The sequence below is a fragment of the Paenibacillus sp. J22P277 genome (genome assembly GCF_059383675.1).
The window spans coordinates 101,233-120,019 of the sequence record NZ_JBXENS010000007.1 but is presented as its reverse complement, the minus strand read 5'-3'; the positions used below and the strand labels follow the sequence as shown (position 1 = coordinate 120,019).

The window sequence follows — 18,787 nt, the reverse complement described above, 5'->3', positions numbered from 1 at the left end:
GCGCTCCACCCTTATTCTTCGCGCTGCAGCAGCCGGTGCGCGTATTGCTTCGGCGTGCAGCCGCTGTAGCGCTTGAACAGCTCGTAGAAATGCGCCATATTGGCGAAGCCGACGTCAGCCGCGATATCGGCGACGCTGGCGGGCCGCGTGACGAGCAGATGCTCCGCCTTGCGAATGCGCTGGCGGTTGACGTAATCGACGAAGGATACGCCGATCGATCGCTTGAAATACTTGGAGAAGGCGCTGTAGCTCATCCGGGCGATCCGGCTGACCTCGTCCATATCGATGCGCTGGGCCAAATGCTCGTCCACGTAATCGAGAACCGGCCGCATCGTCGCGTCGTCGACGTACGCGTAGCCTTGCAGCAGCTCCCGCCGGTCGTGGCGCAGCAGGGTCAGGAGCAGCTGCTTGATGCGCATGCTGGCCGCGATCTCGTAGCCTTTGCGCTTCTCCATCATCTCCTTGTGGATATCGAAAATAATGGCGGCCGTCTCCAGCCTGGCTTCGCCGCTTTCCCGAAAAATATAGTTCAGCTCCTCCAGCGGCCGCACGAGCTCGGAGAAATGCCGGTAATACATCATCATCGCCGGGTCGAAATAACGCTGCAAATCGACGTGAAGCACGATGTAGACCAAGTGCTCCTCCGACGTCTTATGGCTGAGATGCAGCTGCGAGGAGCCGACGATGGCGATATCGCCTGGGCGAAGCGCGTAGACCGCGCCGGCCGTGTGCACGCCCATGGCGCCTTGGAGCACCAGGATCAGCTCGACTTCCTTGTGGTAATGCCACCGCCTTCCGGCCGGCGCGGGGTTGGCGTCGTCTTCGAACTGCCAGGCTTTGATGCACAGCTGCGGGTTCTGATATTGAATCGGCTCTTGGAATTGCTCCACCGGGGATTTCCTCCTTGCCGTTCGTGTAGGATTGGATACAAACTCGCCAAAAATCGTGATTGTTGGCGGCGGTGCCTCGTACTATGATGATTCATGAGCATTATACCTCAGAACAAGGAGCGAATCCGATATGAAAGTTGCGGTAGTGGGCTGCGGCGGCATGGGCCGCGTGCATGCGGAAAGCTACGCCCGAATGGCCGGCGCGGAGCTCGTCGGGGTCTGCGACATCGACGGGACGGCTGCCGGCGAGCTGGCGGCGCAAACGGGCGCGCGCCCGTACCAGTCGTTCGAACGGCTGCTGGAGGAAACGGACCCCGAGGCGGTCAGCATCGCGCTGCCGAGCCATCTGCATAAGGAATACGCGCTCAAGGCGGCGGCCGCGGGCAAGCATGTCATCTGCGAGAAGCCGATCGCCCTCGCGCTGGAGGACGCGGATGAGATGATCGAGGCCTGCCGGGCAGCGGGCGTGTCGCTGTTCGTCGGACATGTCGTGCGTTTCTTCCCGGAATACGAGCAGCTTCGCCGGCAGCTCGCGGACGGCCGGATCGGCGTCCCGGGCGTCGTCCACGCGAAGCGCGGCGGCGGCCACCCGGCCGAAGCGAAAAGCTGGTTCGGCGACGCGGACAAAAGCGGCGGCGTCATCGTCGACATGATGATCCACGATATCGATTTCGTGCGTTGGACGCTGGGCGAACCGAAATCCGTCTACGCCCTCAACAAACGCGACGACCGCATGGATTACGCGCTGGTCACGCTGGAATTCCGGAGCGGCGCCGCCGCCAACCTGGAGGCGTTCTGGGGCTATCCCGGACCGTTTCATTACGCGGCGGAATTCGCCGGTTCGGAAGGCGTGATCCGGCTGGACAGCACGAAAGCCGGCTCGCTGTCGATTCGCAAGGCCGAACGCTCGCAAGCGGACGGCCCGGTCGTCGAGATTCCGCAAAGCGTCAGCGCGCACAGCCCGTACGACCTGGAGCTGGCGCATTTTCTGGCTTGCCTGCGGGACGGTTCGGAGCCGGCCGTCACGGCGGCGGATGCCCGCGAAGCGCTTAGAATCAGCCTGGCCGCGCTGGAATCGATCCGCACCGGCCGGACCATTACCCTATAACCGAGGAGGAGGAGCAGCGGTGAAGAAACTTAAAATTGGCATGATCAGCTTCGCTCACGGCCATGCGTTCAGCTACTATGCAAGTCTTCGCGCCATTCCGGGGGTCGAGATCGTCGGCATTGCGGACGAGTCGGCCGAGCGCGTGCGGCAGCTCGTCGAGCGCGACGGCGTGCCGTACTTCGGCGATTACCGGCAATTGCTGGCAAGCGACGCGGACGCGGTCGTCATCTGCGCGGAGAACGTGCGTCACGCGGAGCTGACGATCGCCGCGGCGCAAGCCGGGAAGCACGTGCTGTGCGAGAAACCGCTCGGCATCAGCGTCGCCGAGATGGAGGCCATGATCGCGGCCTGCCGGGAGAACGGCGTCCAACTGATGACGGCATTCCCCTGCCGCTACTTGCCGGCCGTCGCGGAAGCCAAGGCAGCCATCGTCCGGGGCGAGATCGGGGAGATCGTCGCGGTCAAAGGCACGAACCGCGGATCGAATCCCGGCGGCTGGTTCGTCGATCGCAAGCTGTCCGGCGGCGGCGCGGTACTGGACCATACGGTGCATGTCATGGACCTGATCAACTGGATGCTCGGCGCGAAGGCTAGCGAGGTGTATGCTTACGCAGCGACGCGTTTCGGCGCGACGGAGATCGACGACGCAGGTCTGGTCCACGTCAAGTTCGACACGGGCGCGTTCGCCGTCATCGATACGAGTTGGTCCCGTCCGAAATCGTTCCCGACTTGGGGAGACGTGACGATGGAGATCATCGGCACGAACGGCGTCATCTCCATCGACGGGCTCGCCCAGAAGAACGAGGTGTACAGCGACGGCGACGGCAAGGGCACCTGGAGCTATTGGGGCGACGACATGGACGAGCTGATGGTCCGCGATTTCGTCCGTGCCTTGCTGAACGGCGCGGCAGTGCCGATTACGGGCGAGGACGGCCTGCGTTCCGCGGAGGTCGCCCTGGCCGCCTACGAATCATCCAAGCTTGGCCAGCCGGTTAGTTTGGCATAAACGAGCGGGCGGCCCTGTCCGCGGTCGCGCTCGATAAAATGACGATGCCGGCGAAGTTAAGCCGCAGCAAAAGCCCTTTCGCCTCCCAACCGGGAGAGCGGCAGGGCTTTTCATTTGCCGGACTCGGCGCAGTTTGGCGGGGATAGCGGGAATAAGTCGGATGCCGCACAAAAAACCATGCCTTTAAAAGGGCATGGTCAATTTGCGCGTCTCGTCCAGTGAGTCCGTACCCTTACACTACCTCGCCCCGCTTGCGCAGCAATACGTACAGCACCGCGCAGCAGACCGAGCAGAGCAGCGCCATGAGGGCGATGAATTCGTAGCCCGCCTGCAGGCCGATAAGCTGGCCATTGGCCGAACCGCCTTCGCCTTCTCCGAACAGTCCGCGGACGAACTCGATCACGTATCCGATGAACAGATTCCCGATGACGCTGGCGATCCCCATGAGCGTCACCGTGAACGTAATGGCCGTATCCGTTCCTTTGGGATAGCGCTTCGCGATCATCGCCATGACGGTCGGATAGATCGGGGCGATGCCGGCGCCCGCGATCGCGAACAGGATCGCGCCCGGCTCGCCGATAAAGATCGCCGCCAGGCTGCAGACGCCAGAGAACGCGGCGAAGATCATGACCGACCTCGTGTAGCCGATCCGATCGGTCACGGGGCCGAGGAACAGCCGCGCCAGCGTGAAGAACAGGAAGAAGAGCGACAGCATGCCGGAGGCGTCGCCCATGCTCCAGCCGTACGCCTTCTCCAGGAAATTGACGAGCCAGCTGCCCACCGCCAGCTCGGAGACGACGCCGAACGACAGGATCGCGACGATCAGCCAGGCGATGGGGTCGCGCAGCAGCGCGCGGTACGAGGTCTGTTCCCCCTCCTCGTGCGTTTCCTCGACCGGAAACTTGCCCCACAGCGAAGGGATGATCGGCAGAACGGCCAGCGACAGCATGATCAGGTACATGCCCCGCCAGCCGAGCGCGCCGCCGCCGGGCACCTGCCAGCCCATCATGGACGCGGCGATCAAAGGCGCGACGATGGAGCTGAGCCCGTAGAAGAAATGAGCCAGGTTCATCATCGTCCCCGTGTTGCGGATGAAGATGCGGGCGGCCATGATCGCGAGCCCGATCTCCAACATGCCGTTGCCGATGTACATGAGGAAGTAAGAAGCCGAGAGAAATCCATAGCCCTGCGCCGCGTGCATCAGCACGCCGGCGATCGCCATGGACGCGAACGCGGCGATCCCGGTCCATTTGATGCCGATCCGGCGCGATAAGGCCGACGTAAACGTGCAGGCGACCAGATAGCCGAGCGAATTCAAAGCGAGCAGCATGCCGAGCTGCCCCTCGTCGAGATTGAAATCCGCCTGCATGCGGGGAATGGCCGGACCCTTGATGTTTTCCGAGAACCCGAAAACCAGGAATCCGCCGAAAACGACGATCAACAGCAGGACGTCGTTGAGCTTGAACGTTATTTTTCGCATGCGCGCGTATGCCCCGTTTTAAAGAAGATTAGCCCCTCGTTCCCTCGGAGCCCTCTTCATATTCCATGCATTCACCAAATTTGTCAATCGCTGCGCTGCGGGTACGCCAAAAAAGAGCCGCTCGCATGAGCGGCCCTCGATGATCCGGCGCCGGTCGGCAGTTTCCCCGTCACCGGCACGAAATGCCTGTACGTCCCATCGTTATTTGTTCGCCAAGAACGCCGCTACCTCCGCCAGACGCGTAGCGAAGCCCCATTCGTTGTCGTACCAGGTCGCGACGGACAGGAGCTCTCCTTCCACGTGCGTGAGCGGCAGATCGATGATCGACGTATGCGGATCGCCGACGACGCGCGAGGACGCCCATTCGCCTTCCAGCACGTCGAGCACGCCTTTCAGCGGGCCTTCCTTGGCGGCGCCGCGGAACATATCGTTCACTTCCTGCACGTTGCAAGGCTTCTCCGTGATCAGGTTCAGCTCGGCGATGCTGCCCGTGCGGGTCGGAATGCGGTATGCTTTGCCCGTGATTTGCAGGTCCGGCCAAATGAACTTAAGCGCCTTGGCCGCGCCCGACGAGGACGGAATGATGTTCTCGGCAGCCGCCCAGGAGTCCCGGCGGTCGCGCATCGGCTGATCCGTCAACGATTGCGTGTTGGTATAGGAATGGACCGTGGAGAACAGCCCGAATTTAATGCCGTAGTTTTCTTTGACCAGCTTGACGACGGCGGCCAGGGCGTTGGTCGTGCAGCTGGCCATGCTGATGATGCGGTGCTTGTCGGGATCGAAGCTGTCGAGGTTGATGCCTTTCAGCAGCACCGCGTCGCAATCGTCGAGGGTTTTGCTCGGCCCGCTGATCAGGACGCGCTTCGCGCCGCGGTCAATATGCACCTGCGCGACGGAACGAACGACGGCGCGGCCCGTGCAATCGACGACCAGATCGACGCCGAGCGCCTTCCAGTCCGGTACTTCCTGCGAGGAATTAATATAGAGAATCTCTCGTCCGCCGATGACCATCGCGCCGTCTTTGGCGGATACGTCCTCGTGCCAACGCTTATAGTTGGAATCCACTTCGAACAGCGCGGCGAGCGTGCCCTCGTCCTTGATATCCGATACCGATACCGGAACGAAAAGCTTGTCCTGAAGCGCGACGCGCAGCAGCGTTCTGCCGATGCGGCCAAATCCGAAAATCGCAATTTTACCCATTAATCTCAGCCTCCGTTTGCAAAGATGTTGTAGACGGGTATAGTGTACTCTTCTGTGCGCCCGAAGTCCAACGAAGGCCCAATTCCTGGTTGCCGGGATCAATGAAGATTTTGTAAAAAGGCGAGACTGCCCGCAGCTTCCCGTTCCTCCAGGCCATGCATGACGAGCGGTCCGTCGAAGCCGGCCGAGCGCAGCAGGCGCAGGTAACCGGCGAAATCCAGATCGCCTTGGCCGACCGCCGCGAATGCCGGCTCGCTGCCTTCGCCGGCGCGGATGTCCTTCGCATGGGCCAGCACGATCTCCCCCGCCAGCAGGCCTGCCGCTTCCTCCAGCGTCCCGGGCCAGGAAGCGCGGTCGCGTCCGGCGACGAGATTGGCGGCGTCGAAAACGATTTTCAACTGCCGCGATTGCAGCGTGTCGAGCAGCTTCCGGGCCGACCTCGCATCGTTGACCACGTTCGCGGCTTCGGGCTCCAGCGCGAGCACGACGCCGTGCCGTTCCGCGATCGGCAGCGCCCGCGCCATGCAATCGCGCATATCGCGCCATGCTTCGGCGCTTCCGTTGTCGGGATGCGGCTTCCACATGTCGAGCGGATCGCGGCTGCCCGACCCGAGCGTCACGATCCGGACGCCCATCCCGGCGCACATGGCGGCCAAATGCTCCAGCCGCGCCAAGCCTTCCGCCCGCGCCGCCGGATCGGGATGCGACATGTTGAAGGTGCCCGACACGGCTTCGATCGCGATCCCCCTGTCCGCCGCTTCCTCGCGCACGGCCTTGGCGACGGCCGCGTCGTAACGCTCGGGCATGGACGCCATGCCCGCGCAGGCCATGTTGAACTGCATGCTTGCGAAGCCGTGCGCGCGGACGGCGTCCAAGGTCTCGGTCAGCGAATCGCGCTTGAAGGTTTTGGCGAAAATGCCGATCCTCATGCCCGTTACACGCTCCCCGCGACGTCCGCAAGCCGGACTTTGCGTTCGTCTCGCGCCGATTCGGCGATGGCCGCCATGGCGCGCATCGCCGCAAGCCCGTCCTGCACGCTCGCCCCGCGCTGCGGCGCACCGTGCAGAATCGTGTTCGCGAAGCCTTCCACCTGCAGCTTGAAGAAGTGGGCATCCGCGCCGATCGGCTTGCGCGAACCGCCCTCCCGCGTCGAGAACAGCTCGACGTCGCTGGATTTGAACCGCCACGGATGGTAGGTCGTGCCCGTTACGCTGCCATGCTCGCCATAGATCTGGAAACCTTCGTGCCAGTCCATCCTGACCGGGATCGTCAGGTCGAGATGGCCGATGGCGCCGTTTGCGAATTCAGCGGCGGCGAACCAGCAGTGCGCTTCGAATTTGCGGACGTAACTCGCCTGCACGGATAATATGTCCCCGCCCAGAAAACGCGCCGTGTCGACCAGATGGCTGCCGTGGGTCAGCATGAAATAACGCTGCTTGTCGCCCTTGGGATCCCCCTCCGGCTTGCGCGAAGCGGCGCTTCGGACCGGAATCGGCTGGATATTATCCGTCACCGCGTAGCGATAGACGGAATCGCAGTACCATGCCTTCAGCGCCAGCATCTCGCCCATCTCTTCCCGGATGAAATCGCGGGCCGCGACGATGCCGGGATCGAACCGCTTCATGTTGCCGACCTGCAGGATGCGCCCCGTCCGGGCGACCGTCTCGGCCAGCGCTTCGCATTCTTCGATCGTCGTGCCGAGCGGCTTCTCGACGAGCACATGCTTGCCCGCTTCGAGGGCGCTCGTCGCGGCGCCGACATGAAACGCGTCCGCGATGCCCACGATGACGGCATCCACGTTAGAATCCGCCAGCATATCGTCGTAACTGGAATAGACGGCCCGCGGCTCGTGAATGGCGGCCATCCGTGCCGTCAAGTCCTCCGCGACGTCGCAGATCGCATAGAGCTCGGCGTTGTTCGCCCGCCGGCAAGCATCGAAATGCGCGGCCTGCGAGATCGGCCCGCACCCGAGCACGCCGATGCGCAGCCGTCGATTTCGATTGTCCTCCGTTTTCCCGGTATCCATTTAGAGCAATCCTCCTTGAACGATCCCGGCACCTCATCACCGGTGCGGCGGCCAGAATCGCAAACCTGTCTGTCGTTCAAGTATACCTGAATCCGCGTCCGCGCCACCATGAGGGAGGACCGGGCCGATGCACGAACCCGACAGTGCTTCTACGGTCCACCGCGGTGCCCCGCGCGTAATGCGCGCAATATGCGAACCGCTGCTTAATGCCCCGAACGTTAAACGGGATTAAAAAATCGGCAGCGCTAACGGCATGTTCCGGGTCGATGCGCCATGCCGGGCACTGCCGATTCGGCGCCTCTACAGCAGAGAACCTAGACGCGAAACGATCCCGCTACCTCACGATCGCCCTTACGGTCATTCGTTCGAACGTCGCCGCGCCGAATTGCACGAAGAAGCGGAGATGACCGCTTGCCCCGTCGATCCGCGAGATGAGCGTTCGGCTGCCGCCCACGCACAGATCGATCCAGCCCGGCATGACGACGGCCAGGACGGAAATCTTCTCCGACAGCCCCTCCACGCGGTAGATGGAAGACGACTCGTCTTCCTGCAGCGAGCGCGCATGGATGCGATGAACGCCGATTTTGCCGGCCGACGGCTCGATCCGGACATCGTAGCCGTCCGCGAATTCGGCCGAATCCGATACCGAGAAGCCCAGGTACATATTCGGGTAGTGCGCGATTGCCTCGAAGGACAGAACGCAGCCGGACTCGAACGCTCCCATGCCGCGCGCGAGGAAGCCGTTCATGTCCTCCAAGTCCAAGTCTCCGAGCAACCGCGTCTCGCCCGCCGCTTCCCTCAGCTCGGGCACGAAGGCCAGCCCCAGCGTACCGTCCGCCCGCTGCACCAATTCGCGGAAGACGAGCTCGCCCGCGTACCTGTCCGGCGAGCTCAGAAAGCCCGCGGCGATCCGCCGCCCATCGTGGAACGGCGCCGTCTTGGGAACGCGCCACTGCACGCAGTCGAACGCGTCCATCGCCGGCCGCAGCCAAGGCCCTTCCAAACTGCGGGCGTAGCGGTAGCGCGCCAACCCGTCGTTGCTGAAGACGAGATAGTGCCAGCCGTTCCACTCGAAGCAGTCCGCGCATTCCGGTTCGTCGTGATAGCCGGGCACGATGAACGGTCCGACCTCCGCCCACTCGGTCAGGTTGGCCGACACGAGGTGAACGAGGCAGCCTTGCGGCCTGCCGGGATCGTCCACGATGCTCGTCGTGACGAGCATATGATACTTCCCCTGCCGGTCCTCGAACACATGCGGATCGCGCACGGACGCGCGCGCGTACCGGTCCGAGATCCGAATGTCCGCCTCGGTCTTCGCGAAATGAACGCCGTCCCCGCTGACCGCATAGGTGAGGCGCGCCGGAGAACCGTCGACCGCCCTTACCGCGTAGAACGCGTAATAGACGCCGTCCTTCAGGAAGACGGAGCCGGTGCAGATCGACCCCTCCCCTTCTTCCGTAATGCCGACCGCGATCGGATGCGGGATCCACGAACGGAGATCCTTCGTCGAGATTTGCGCCCATTGATGCGCGCCCAAGCCCCATTTGCTGGCGTGGCCGCGGCGGTCGTAGAGGTAATAGAGCCGGAACGTGGTCCCGTCGAAGTACGGCATGCAGTCGCCGACGCCCGTGTTGAAGCCCCGCGGCCGCCAATATTGCACCGTCGCCGGCTCTTCGCCCAAGTAGCGGCTTTCGAGCGTCGGGCTGCCCGGCTCCGGCGCGACCGCCTCTCTCCACAGGGTGACGCGATCGGCGCCATCGTGCACGTTCACGGTCGCCTCGCTCAGATCCACCGCGCCCATCGGCCAATCCTCGTCCGCCAAGACGCCGTCCACGTACAACCGCGCCGCATGCCCCGCATACTGCAGCAGCACGTTATGATTCCCGCCGCCGATGCGATCCCAGGGGATCGACAAGACGATCGGCGTCTCCCTTGCGTCCGTATGGATCTCGGCTATCAACGACAGCGCTTTCCTATCGGCGATAAAGCCCGCGTAGATACGCACCGGGCTGCCGGATTCGGCCGACGCGATGACGGCCAGGTCCCCCTCCGGCGCGCCCGCGGTTTCTAAGCCAACCGAAAATTGCCTGACCGGTCCCCAGTCCAGAAGCTTCGGCGAATCGCTCCTTCCGACGGTCGACTCGGGGGAGATCCGCAGTAATTTGTCCGCATTCATGTTTGCGACACTCCGTTCGTCATGGAATAGGCAGCCGCGCGGCTTCGTCCCTCGTACGGCTTCCACTTGGTAGGATTCTGTAAAAGGGCGCGTCTTCCTGCATGCCGCCGCCGGGTTTCCTCCGGGAACGCCAAAGAAGCCGCCGCTCGTGAGAGCGGCGGCCTCGGGCGGGAACGCCGTTTCCGGTTTTCGCGCTGCTTGTCTTGTCTTTAGATAGCGAACGCCGGCCGCAGCCGTTTCTCGATCGCGGCCTGGATATCCTGCACGAGCTGGATGGACGCGTCGATCTCGACCTTGCGCGTCGAGACGCTCTCCACGCTGCAGCCGAGCGGGATGCCTTTCTCGAGGCCGAAATCGAAAATCTCCTCGAAAATCTTCTGCGAGAGCCGAACGGACTTGTCCAGCACGTCGTTGGAATGCTTCAGCTCGTTTTCCAGCCATTTCGGGATGCTGATGCCGAGCCATTTCATGAAAGCCAACGTTTTGGTGGAGCCGCAGGGTGCCAGGTTGATCAAGATCGGAACCATGTCGATCTCTTGCTCCATGCAGTGATAGTAGTAGTCCGAGAGGAAATTCTTCGTCGCCTCGACGTCGTACGTCGCCTGCGAGATGAAGAAGCTGCAGCCGTTCTTGATCTTGCGCGCGATTCTCAGGTGCTCGTCGTTCTTCATGGCATGCCGTTCGGGAATGACGACGCCGCCGTAGGTGAGCGCCGGATTCATTTTCCGGCTCAAATCGTAGGCTTCCGGCAACCCGAGCGTCACCTGCTGCTTGCCGGAAGAAGCGCCCACGAACACGGAGAACCGGTCTTGATCCGAGGGCGCCCCCAGCCAATCCGCCAACTGCGGCTCCGAATATTTGCCCACGCAGCGGTAAATGATCTTGGGCACGTTTAACCCGCTTAAATACTCGCTGCCGTAGGTCGTCGGGTCGACCGTTTGCAGGTAAGGGAAGGGACGGTCGTCCTCGATGCGGTCGCTCTCCTCCTGCACGTCGTACAGGATGAGCCCGTCGATCCGCACCGCTTCCAGCCGCTCGACCTGCTTACGCGCGATCTCGGCGAGCTTGTCCGGCGCATGCGTCTCCTTGGGCGGCGTCATGCCGTAGGTGACGATGCCCGTCGCCCTGCGGCGTATTTTATCTTTCAGCATATGCTCACATCCTTAGTCGCTTCTTGTCCTTATGCTCTATGAATATTCAACGCGCTAAAATAATGAAACAAGCTTCTTGCCGTCGCGCTCTTCTTATTTCTTCGCGCCTCTCCCATTATCCTACGGCAATCCGGCGGCAAACCGCAAATTTTGACCCGCGGATCTGGGACCGCGTCCATCATTATCCTTCCGCGGTCCCGATGGGCATGAAAAAGAACCGCTCCTGCGAGCGGTTCGGATTCATGCATGTCAAGGACGGCCGGACGGCCCGTTGCGTTAAGGCAGCCGCCGGCCAGCGCGTCCGGCACGCGGCGGCGGCTTAGGCGCCCGAGGCTTCGACGAGCGACGCGCTTCTGCGCCGCCCGTAGACGAGACGGGACAGCAGGACGCTGATCTCGTAGAGCAGCACCAGCGGGATGAACACCATCATATGCGAAACCAGTTCCGGCGGGGAAATCAAGCTGGCGACGATCACGAGGATCAGGTACGCGTAACGCCGCATCTTATGAAGCACCTTCGGCGTCAGCACGCCGATCTTCGTCAGGAACATCACGACGACCGGCAGCTCGAAGGCGATCGCGAGCGGAAGCACGATGTTGAACATGAAACCGAAATACTGCGCCACGCCGTAGGTTTCGACCAGCTGCATGCTCCGGGTGATGCGGGACGTGAACGCGTAGCTCATCGGGAAGACGACGAAATAACCGAAGCTCAGCCCGACCAGGAAACAGATCACGCTGTACGGCACGTACCGCAGCGCCGCGGAACGCTCCTTCGGGTGAAGCCCCTTCTTCACGAAGCCCCACAGCTGGTACAGAATGAACGGCAGCGATACCGCGAGCGCGAACGCCAGCGCGATGGTCATGTACATGCGAATGCCGTCCCAAGGCGAGAACACGTTCCACGTCATCTCCGAGCCCGGGGGAACGCTCTTCAAGTACCGCAGCACCTTCGGGGACACGTACAGCCCCCCGCCCAGCGACACCAAGACGACGGCGATAATGCGCCAGATTCGGCTTCTCAGCTCGGTCAGATGCCCCATGAGCGTCATCGTCTCGTCGCTCCGTCTCATTCGCCGCACGCCCTTCCGGCTTTTCTAAGCTCGAACGTGTGAAATCCGTCCCGCAGCTTACCGTTGATTTCCTTCAGCCGCTCCACGTCGCCGAACGAATACTTGCGCACGCCTCCGCTCGTTCGAACCGGAAATACCAACTGCTTCTCCTCGTAATACCGGATTTGCCTTTCCGTCAAGCCAGTCAAGTCGCATACGATTCCGATGCCCATCACCTTGTCATTCATCGTCCAACGGCCTCCCCTAGTGTGTGTAGTAGTCGGTCGCCGGGTGAATCCCCGACAGAAGGCATGTCACAAAACCTTACAATTGCCTTCTTGGGTCGAAATGATAACAGCACGTTAGAAAATATTCAATGGGCCTGTTAGCCCGGTCCGTGCTTGTCCTTTACGTTGCGAAACGTTTCTTTAGCACATAAACGCACTAAAACTGGTGTTTTTTGCCTACTTAACGTTAGGTGATTGAATATTTTTATCATACTTATAAATTTTATTTATGTAAGACTTCCTCACAAAAGATTGGATTTGCCAAAAAAATCCGTGTTACATTGCTCGCAGAGTCGGACTGACGATCCACAAAAGGAGCTGAAGCGCATGGAAACGAAAGAAACGCCAAACGAAGTCTCGCGCAGACAATTTCTGACGACCGTCGGCAAAATCGGCGGTGCCGCCGCCGTATTCAGCGTCATGGGCACGATGGGGCTGTTTACGCCGGAGACGATGAAGGCGGCGGAATACACGCCCCCTAACAGCTGGGACCTGAAGGGCTCGGGCCGCTCCGGCAAAAAAATCATTATCCTCGGCGCCGGTCTCGCCGGCTTGACGGCCGCCTACGAGCTCGGCAAGGCCGGCTACGATTGCACGATCCTCGAAGCCCGAGCCCGTACCGGCGGCCGGAATTGGTCGGTGCGGCGCGGGACGACCGTGGCGGAAGTCGGCGGGCAGAAGCAGGTCGCGCGCTTCGACGACGGCCATTACCTGAACGCCGGCTGCATGCGCATCCCGCAGTTTCACTCCACGATGGAATATTGCCGGGAATTCGGCATTCAGATGGAGCCGTTCAACAACGTGAACGACAGCGCCTTTTATTACAATCAGAACGTCGGCGCCTTATCCAACACCCGGGTCGTGAAACGCGCGGCCAAGGCCGACGCCAAAGGCTATATCAGCGAGCTGCTGGCCAAGGCCGTCAACCAGCCGGGTCTCGATCTGCCGCTCACGCCGGAGGAGAAGGACAAGGTCGTCGCTTATCTCCGCTCCGAGGGCAATCTCGATGCCGACTTGTTCTACAAGGGCTCGTCGCGCGGCGGCTACAAGGATGAACCGGGCTCGCGCCTCGACGCCGGCGTCATCCGCGACCCGTTCGACATGAAGGCGATCATCAACTCCGGTTTCGCCAATTATTTCAGCAGCGAGTACAGCTACGATCAGCAAATGATGATGTTCCACCCCGTCGGCGGCATCGACGCCATTCCGAAAGCGTTCGAGAAACGGCTCGGCAACCGGATCAAGCACAATATGGAGGTCACCGAGATCAAGCATGTCGGCGAGAAGGTGCAAGTCTCCTACAAGGATCTGCTGAGCGGGGACGCGAAGCAGATCGAGGGCGATTTCTGCATCTGCACGATCCCGCTGTCCGTGCTGAAGACGATCAAGCACGACCTGTCCGGCGAGATGACGAACGCGATCAACAACACCAAGTACGCGAATGCCGGCAAAATCGGCCTGCAGTTCAAGCGCCGCTTCTGGGAAGAGGACGATCTCATCTTCGGCGGCAATACGCTGACGAACATGGACATCTCCTCCATCTACTACCCGCCGACTAACTACATGGCCAAGAAGGGCGTGCTGCTCGGCTATTACGCGATGGGTTCCAGCGCGGACAAAATCGGCGCATTGACCTTCCAGCAGCGCGAAGCGCTCGCGCTGGAGCAGGGAGGCAAAATCCATCCGCAATACTTCAGCGAGTTCGAGTCCTCCTTCTCCGTGAACTGGAAAACGATCAAGTACAACATGGGCAGCTGGGTGTCCTACTCGTCCGACGATCGCAAGACGAACTATCCGGTGCTGTGCCGGCCCGACCGGCGCGTCTACCTCGCCGGCGAGCACATCAGCTACATTACGGCCTGGATGGCCGGCGCGATCGACTCCGCCCGCTCGGTCGTCACCGATATTCACGAGCGCGTCATGAAAGAGTAGTCCGTTCGCCGGCAATCGATCGGATTCGAGCCTTCGCCACGCTTTTCCGGGCGCACTGCCCCAGGTTGTTACCAGTCCATTCGGGAGGGATTACCCATGAAATTGAGTCGAAAATTGAAAATCGCCGGCGTCGTTGTCGTGATTTCCTGCCTCGCCGCCACCGCGAGCGTCTACGCCGCGATTACGCCGAGCAAATATCCGCTTGCCCCGATCAACGAGCCGGAATTCTACGGCAGCCCGTCCTCCTCCATCGCCAGCGCCGTCGCCATGCCGGGCAGCACCGCCACGTTCGAGACGAGCGGCACGACGCCGTCGGTCGTCAACAAGGACGGCAAGACGGTCTACGAGCGTTACGGCGATACGGAAACGCAAGGCCTCAGCGTGCTGAAGAACATCGAGAAGCAATTAAAGGATCAGGGCTTGTCGATGAAGGACGTCACCTACCTGCGGGTGTACGTCGCGCCGGACGCCGCGAAAGACGGCAAGTTCGATTTCGACGGCTGGTTCAGCGCGTACGCGAAATATTTCAATACGACGGATAACCCGACCAAGACCGCCCGCTCCACCGTCGGCGTCGCCGGCCTCGTCAACGCCGATTGGCTGATCGAGATCGAAGCCGTCGCCGCCTATCCGAGCAATCACGATCAGGATTAACGAACACTGCGAATAAGCAGGATGTCTGCGATCGCCGTACAGAGTACCGCATTCCTACTATAAGAATGGAGATGATTCGCATGCTGCAAAACATTGGCTTACCGGGTCTGATGATGATTCTGGTTGTCGTCTTGATCATATTCGGACCATCCAAGCTGCCCGAGCTCGGCCGGGCGGTCGGCCGCACGCTGCACGAGTTCAAGTCCTCCGCCAAGGAGCTCGTCTCCGACAGCAAGGAAGAGGTTACGGATTCGAAGTCGTAGCCGCTGCACGCAAGGTACGCGGCCTCGGCAGCTTGGCGCTCCGCACCGTCGAGACGCGCGAAAAAAAGCCCCGTCATTCCCGGTTTCATCCGGGAACGACGGGGCTTTCGCTTGTGCGCTGCGCGCTTGGCCGGCGCGGATCGCGAGCCGCGGCTAACGGATCAGCCGCGCTATCCGGTCTTTATTGCACCCGCAAGTTATCGAAGTAATAATCGAGCGACGTTCTGCCGTTGATCTGCGCGGTGAAGCCCGAATAGAGATACAGATTGACGCTATTGAGCTGATGGCGGCTCGCCTGCGGGATGCCGGAGAGGTTGACCGTCACGGTATTCCACTGGTTCGCCGTCAGATTGGGCAGGCGATCCTCGTAAATGACGCCCCCTGCCTGATCCTGCAGCTTCAGCGTGATCGGTTCGGTCTGCCCGGATGGCGTCTGGCTGGTCGGATAGACGTCGAGCTTCAAGCTCGCCGCGCCCGAGATGTCGACGTACGGGCTCGCGATGTTGGAATAGCCGTTCGCCCAGCCGCTCGCCGGCACCGCGTAATGGAACTTGATCGACTGCGCGCCTTCCGTCTTCTTCGTCGTATCCGCCGTACGGGTCGCTTCGCCCGCCCACTGCGCGACGTTCTCGAAGCCGTTGATCGTCAGCGCGGACGAGCCGGTCGTCGTGACGGTGATTTTGTCGATATCCGCCGCCGGCGTATCGCCCGCGTCCCGTTGGATCTTGATCGTGTTCGCCGTCCCGGCGTTCAGCGGGATCGTAATGTTCGCCGTGCTGCCGAACGTATTCCATCCGCCCGTCGCCGCGTAGCTCGTTTGCTGAATCTTCGTTCCGTTCACGTAGAGGCTGAGCGTCGCGGCCCCGCCGTTGCCGTTCGCGTAACGGATGGCCAGCGTCGCGTTGCCCCCGCCGCCTCCGCTCACGCCGCCGACCTGCGCGTACGCGCCGACCGCGTTCAGATTGCCCACCACCTTGCCGCCGGACGCGTTGGTCGCATTCTGCTGCTGGCCGCCGCCGCCGAACGTGCCGCTCTCCGCTTCGTAGGACAACGTCGTTCCGCCCCCGGGCGGCGTGGTTCCGCTATACCCGGACGTCGGCGGCGCCGGCGCCGGCGGCGTATTGGTCATCACCGCGAGCAGCTGGCTCATGACCGGCTTGAACGTGTTGTTGTTGCGCAGCAAGCCGAAGTTCGATTCCGGATCGTTCAGGTTCGTGCTGCCGTCCTTGTACGTGTACAGGAACATCGGTCCTGTCCAGGACTGCCAGGCGGACTGGGTCCACACTTGAAAAGCCGACACGATGTAATCGCTTTGCTGCTGCTCGGTTACCGTATTCGGCCCGGACGTCGGATAACCGAATTCGGTCGCCCATACCTGCTTGCCGCCGTCTCCGTTATTGGCCATGATCGCGTGAATCTCGTTCGCCCGCAGCAGCGCGTTCCATACGCTCGGCGTGGTCGGCGCGGCCGGCCAGCAGTAAGGATGGATCGCTTGCACGTCAAAATAATTCTTCCCGCCGTTCGCGTAGATCTGCGTGACCCAATCGTACGGATCGACGATGCCGGCGGTATTGATCAGATTCGCCGGCGCGCCGTCGACGATCGTCACGGGAATGTGCAGATCGTTCGAAGCCGCGCGAAGCGCCGTCGCTCCCGGTATCAGGATGTTGCTGACGAACAGCGAAGGGCTGGATTGGACCGAATAGTTCGGCTCGTTCCACAGCTCGTACGCGGTCACGCCGAGCGGCATGTAGCGTCTTGCCGCAAGATCGAGGAAGTTCTTCCACGCGTTGACGTTCGCGGCGTTCGGATAATAGCGGGTGTCGGCATTGCCGCCGTTCGCCCAGCTCGGCGCGTAGGAAGCGACGAGCAGCACTTTCAGCCCCCGGCTGAGCGCCGTATTGACCATTTTGTCCGGCCAGCTCCAGTCGTAGGAGGTCGCCCCTCCGGCCTGAACGATATCCCATTTCAAATCGATCCGGACCCATTGCATGCCCATTGCGACGACGTTGTCCGCCGCCGTATTGAGCTCGGCCTGCGTGCCGAAATACCACTGCCCGTTGACTCCGCCTCTGGAATTCGGCGTACTGTAAGCGCTAACACTTGATGGCGCGATAAAGCCCGACACCAGCATAGCCAGCATGGCGAAGCAAAGCAAGAGCGAAACGCGGTTTTTCCTTGTCACGATAAAACCTCCCGATCGTTAAAGTGTGGATGTTGCGGCAGCTCCCTTTCCTTGCGGTCTTATCCCTCCCCGAAAATGGTCTGAAGCACGGGCCGGCCGCGCTTTGAGGCTATCGTAATTCACGCCCGGCGGCGGGTCAATTCAAGATCTTTACCTGTGCGGTATTGGATTCTTGATATTCCGCGGCCAGCGATCGCGCGCGACAAAAACCGCCAAGCCTCGGCATGCTGACGGTTTCGAGTCCTCATATAAAAAAACCATCCCGACGCAAGCGCATCGGAATGGTCACTGTTAATCTTTAAAACAACTACCCGCTACAAGCTCACCGTACGCTTCTCCGCATTCGACCGGATAATCGCGTCCAGCACCTCCTGGTTGCGGTAGCCGTCCATGAATCCCGGCAGCCCGTCCGGCGCGGCGCCGTCCAGCATCCCCAGGAAATCCGCGTACTGCGAGACCTTGCAGCGCTCCGGCACGTCGATAACCGCCCGCGCGAGCTGGCCCGGCGCTTCTTCGCGAATCCAGATCAGCTGGTCGGGATTCAGCGTCGACGCGTGCAGCGTCCCCGCGTCGCCGTAGACCGACGCCTCGTGCTGGTTGCCGGAGCCGACCGCGTTGCGCGAGGACTGGAAGACGCCGACGGTTCCGTCCGCCATGCGCGCCTGGAAGCTGACGAAGTCGTCGACCTCGATCCGCACCACCCCCCCGGTCGCGGGATCCGGCCGCTCGGGAATGAGCGTCTCCAGCTGCGCCGACAGCTCGCGGAATTCGCCGAACAGAAACCGCGCCAGGTCGATCATATGCGAGCCCAGATCGCCGAGCGTGCCCGTCCCGGCGATGTCCTTGTTGAACCGCCAGATGTACGGGGTGTTACGGGAAGCCGCTCCCCAGCTCTGCAAATATTGGATCGAGAAGCTTCGCGCCTTGCCCAGCTTGCCTTCCCGCAGCAGCTCCCGCGCATAGCGGAACGCCGGCGTATACCGGTAGCTGAAGCCGATCATGCCCGCCGACGGACGGCGCTCGTACAGCGCGAGCAGCGGAGCGGCTTCCTCGAAGACGCGGGTGAACGGCTTCTCGCCCAAGAACGGCTTGCCCGCTTCCAGGCATCCCTGCAGAATCGCCGCATGAACGTGGTTCGGCGTCACGGATACGATCGCGTCGACGTCCGGATCCGCGATCAGCCGTCCGAAATCGGCGTACCGTTTGTCCGCCGGGATACCGAGCTGATCGCCGACGCCCGCAAGCGCTTCTTCATTCACGTCGCTCACCGCGACGACTTCGAACCGCCCTTCGGCAGCGAGCCATCGAATATGCGACTGCACCATGCCGCCGAGCCCGATTAAGCCAATGCGATATTTGTTCATCGTTATTCCTTCTC

At 61.7% G+C, this 18,787-nt stretch carries 16 protein-coding genes; 5 read left to right on the top strand and 11 right to left on the bottom strand.

The window, feature by feature from the left end:
- Window positions 1-11: 11 nt before the first annotated feature.
- Complete coding sequence (locus AC50YL_RS24520) at window positions 12-890, bottom strand: helix-turn-helix transcriptional regulator (RefSeq protein ID WP_494835426.1); 879 nt, start codon at window positions 888-890, stop codon at window positions 12-14.
- Window positions 891-1,020: 130 nt separating this feature from the next.
- Here AC50YL_RS24520 and AC50YL_RS24515 point away from each other — a divergent pair, with 130 nt between their 5' ends.
- Together AC50YL_RS24515 and AC50YL_RS24510 are read left to right on the top strand one after the other, a co-directional pair.
- Window positions 1,021-1,998 (top strand): Gfo/Idh/MocA family protein, encoded by a 978-nt coding sequence (locus tag AC50YL_RS24515; protein ID WP_494835425.1) that lies wholly within the window; start codon window positions 1,021-1,023, stop codon window positions 1,996-1,998.
- A gap of 19 nt (window positions 1,999-2,017) precedes the next feature.
- Window positions 2,018-3,004, top strand: a complete 987-nt coding sequence (locus tag AC50YL_RS24510; protein ID WP_494835423.1) for a Gfo/Idh/MocA family protein — start codon at window positions 2,018-2,020, stop codon at window positions 3,002-3,004.
- A gap of 232 nt (window positions 3,005-3,236) precedes the next feature.
- Here the strand turns inward: AC50YL_RS24510 and AC50YL_RS24505 are convergent, their stop codons facing one another.
- The 8 genes from AC50YL_RS24505 to AC50YL_RS24470 all read right to left on the bottom strand — a co-directional run bounded on the left by AC50YL_RS24505 (window position 3,237) and on the right by AC50YL_RS24470 (window position 12,336).
- A complete protein-coding gene (locus AC50YL_RS24505; protein ID WP_494835422.1) occupies window positions 3,237-4,484 on the bottom strand; it encodes an MFS transporter in 1,248 nt (415 codons plus the stop codon).
- Between the two features lie 201 nt (window positions 4,485-4,685).
- Window positions 4,686-5,684, bottom strand: a complete 999-nt coding sequence (locus tag AC50YL_RS24500) for a type I glyceraldehyde-3-phosphate dehydrogenase (protein WP_494835421.1) — start codon at window positions 5,682-5,684, stop codon at window positions 4,686-4,688.
- A 98-nt stretch (window positions 5,685-5,782) separates the two neighbouring features.
- The gene (locus AC50YL_RS24495; protein ID WP_494835420.1) at window positions 5,783-6,613 is read right to left on the bottom strand and encodes a sugar phosphate isomerase/epimerase family protein; all 831 of its coding nucleotides are present in this window, start codon (window positions 6,611-6,613) and stop codon (window positions 5,783-5,785) included.
- A gap of 5 nt (window positions 6,614-6,618) precedes the next feature.
- Window positions 6,619-7,710 (bottom strand): Gfo/Idh/MocA family protein, encoded by a 1,092-nt coding sequence (locus tag AC50YL_RS24490; protein ID WP_494835419.1) that lies wholly within the window; start codon window positions 7,708-7,710, stop codon window positions 6,619-6,621.
- A gap of 334 nt (window positions 7,711-8,044) precedes the next feature.
- Entirely contained in the window at window positions 8,045-9,886 is a 1,842-nt protein-coding gene (locus AC50YL_RS24485; protein WP_494835418.1) for a glycosyl hydrolase, read from the bottom strand.
- A 209-nt stretch (window positions 9,887-10,095) separates the two neighbouring features.
- Window positions 10,096-11,037: a methylenetetrahydrofolate reductase gene (locus tag AC50YL_RS24480; protein ID WP_494835417.1), complete on the bottom strand. Its 942-nt coding sequence runs from the start codon at window positions 11,035-11,037 to the stop codon at window positions 10,096-10,098.
- Between the two features lie 319 nt (window positions 11,038-11,356).
- Window positions 11,357-12,109 carry a twin-arginine translocase subunit TatC gene (gene tatC, locus AC50YL_RS24475; protein ID WP_494835416.1) on the bottom strand — a complete coding sequence of 251 codons (753 nt, stop codon included), beginning with the start codon at window positions 12,107-12,109 and terminating at the stop codon, window positions 11,357-11,359.
- On the bottom strand, window positions 12,106-12,336 hold the full coding sequence (locus tag AC50YL_RS24470; RefSeq protein WP_494835415.1) for a MerR family transcriptional regulator: 231 nt from the start codon (window positions 12,334-12,336) through the stop codon (window positions 12,106-12,108). The genes tatC and AC50YL_RS24470 overlap by 4 nt, the downstream gene beginning before the upstream one ends.
- A gap of 366 nt (window positions 12,337-12,702) precedes the next feature.
- Between AC50YL_RS24470 and AC50YL_RS24465 the strand changes: the two genes are divergently transcribed.
- From AC50YL_RS24465 to AC50YL_RS24455, 3 genes are all read left to right on the top strand, one after another.
- Window positions 12,703-14,307, top strand: coding sequence for a flavin monoamine oxidase family protein (locus AC50YL_RS24465; protein WP_494835414.1), 1,605 nt, complete (start codon window positions 12,703-12,705; stop codon window positions 14,305-14,307).
- Between the two features lie 96 nt (window positions 14,308-14,403).
- Window positions 14,404-14,961 (top strand): RidA family protein, encoded by a 558-nt coding sequence (locus tag AC50YL_RS24460; protein WP_494835412.1) that lies wholly within the window; start codon window positions 14,404-14,406, stop codon window positions 14,959-14,961.
- An 80-nt stretch (window positions 14,962-15,041) separates the two neighbouring features.
- Window positions 15,042-15,224: a twin-arginine translocase TatA/TatE family subunit gene (locus AC50YL_RS24455; RefSeq protein ID WP_494835411.1), complete on the top strand. Its 183-nt coding sequence runs from the start codon at window positions 15,042-15,044 to the stop codon at window positions 15,222-15,224.
- Window positions 15,225-15,405: 181 nt separating this feature from the next.
- Here AC50YL_RS24455 and AC50YL_RS24450 read toward each other — a convergent pair whose 3' ends face one another.
- Window positions 15,406-17,409: a carbohydrate-binding protein gene (locus AC50YL_RS24450; protein WP_494835409.1), complete on the bottom strand. Its 2,004-nt coding sequence runs from the start codon at window positions 17,407-17,409 to the stop codon at window positions 15,406-15,408.
- Between the two features lie 314 nt (window positions 17,410-17,723).
- Window positions 17,724-18,773 carry a Gfo/Idh/MocA family protein gene (locus AC50YL_RS24445; protein ID WP_494835407.1) on the bottom strand — a complete coding sequence of 350 codons (1,050 nt, stop codon included), beginning with the start codon at window positions 18,771-18,773 and terminating at the stop codon, window positions 17,724-17,726.
- Between the last annotated feature and the right edge of the window lie 14 nt (window positions 18,774-18,787).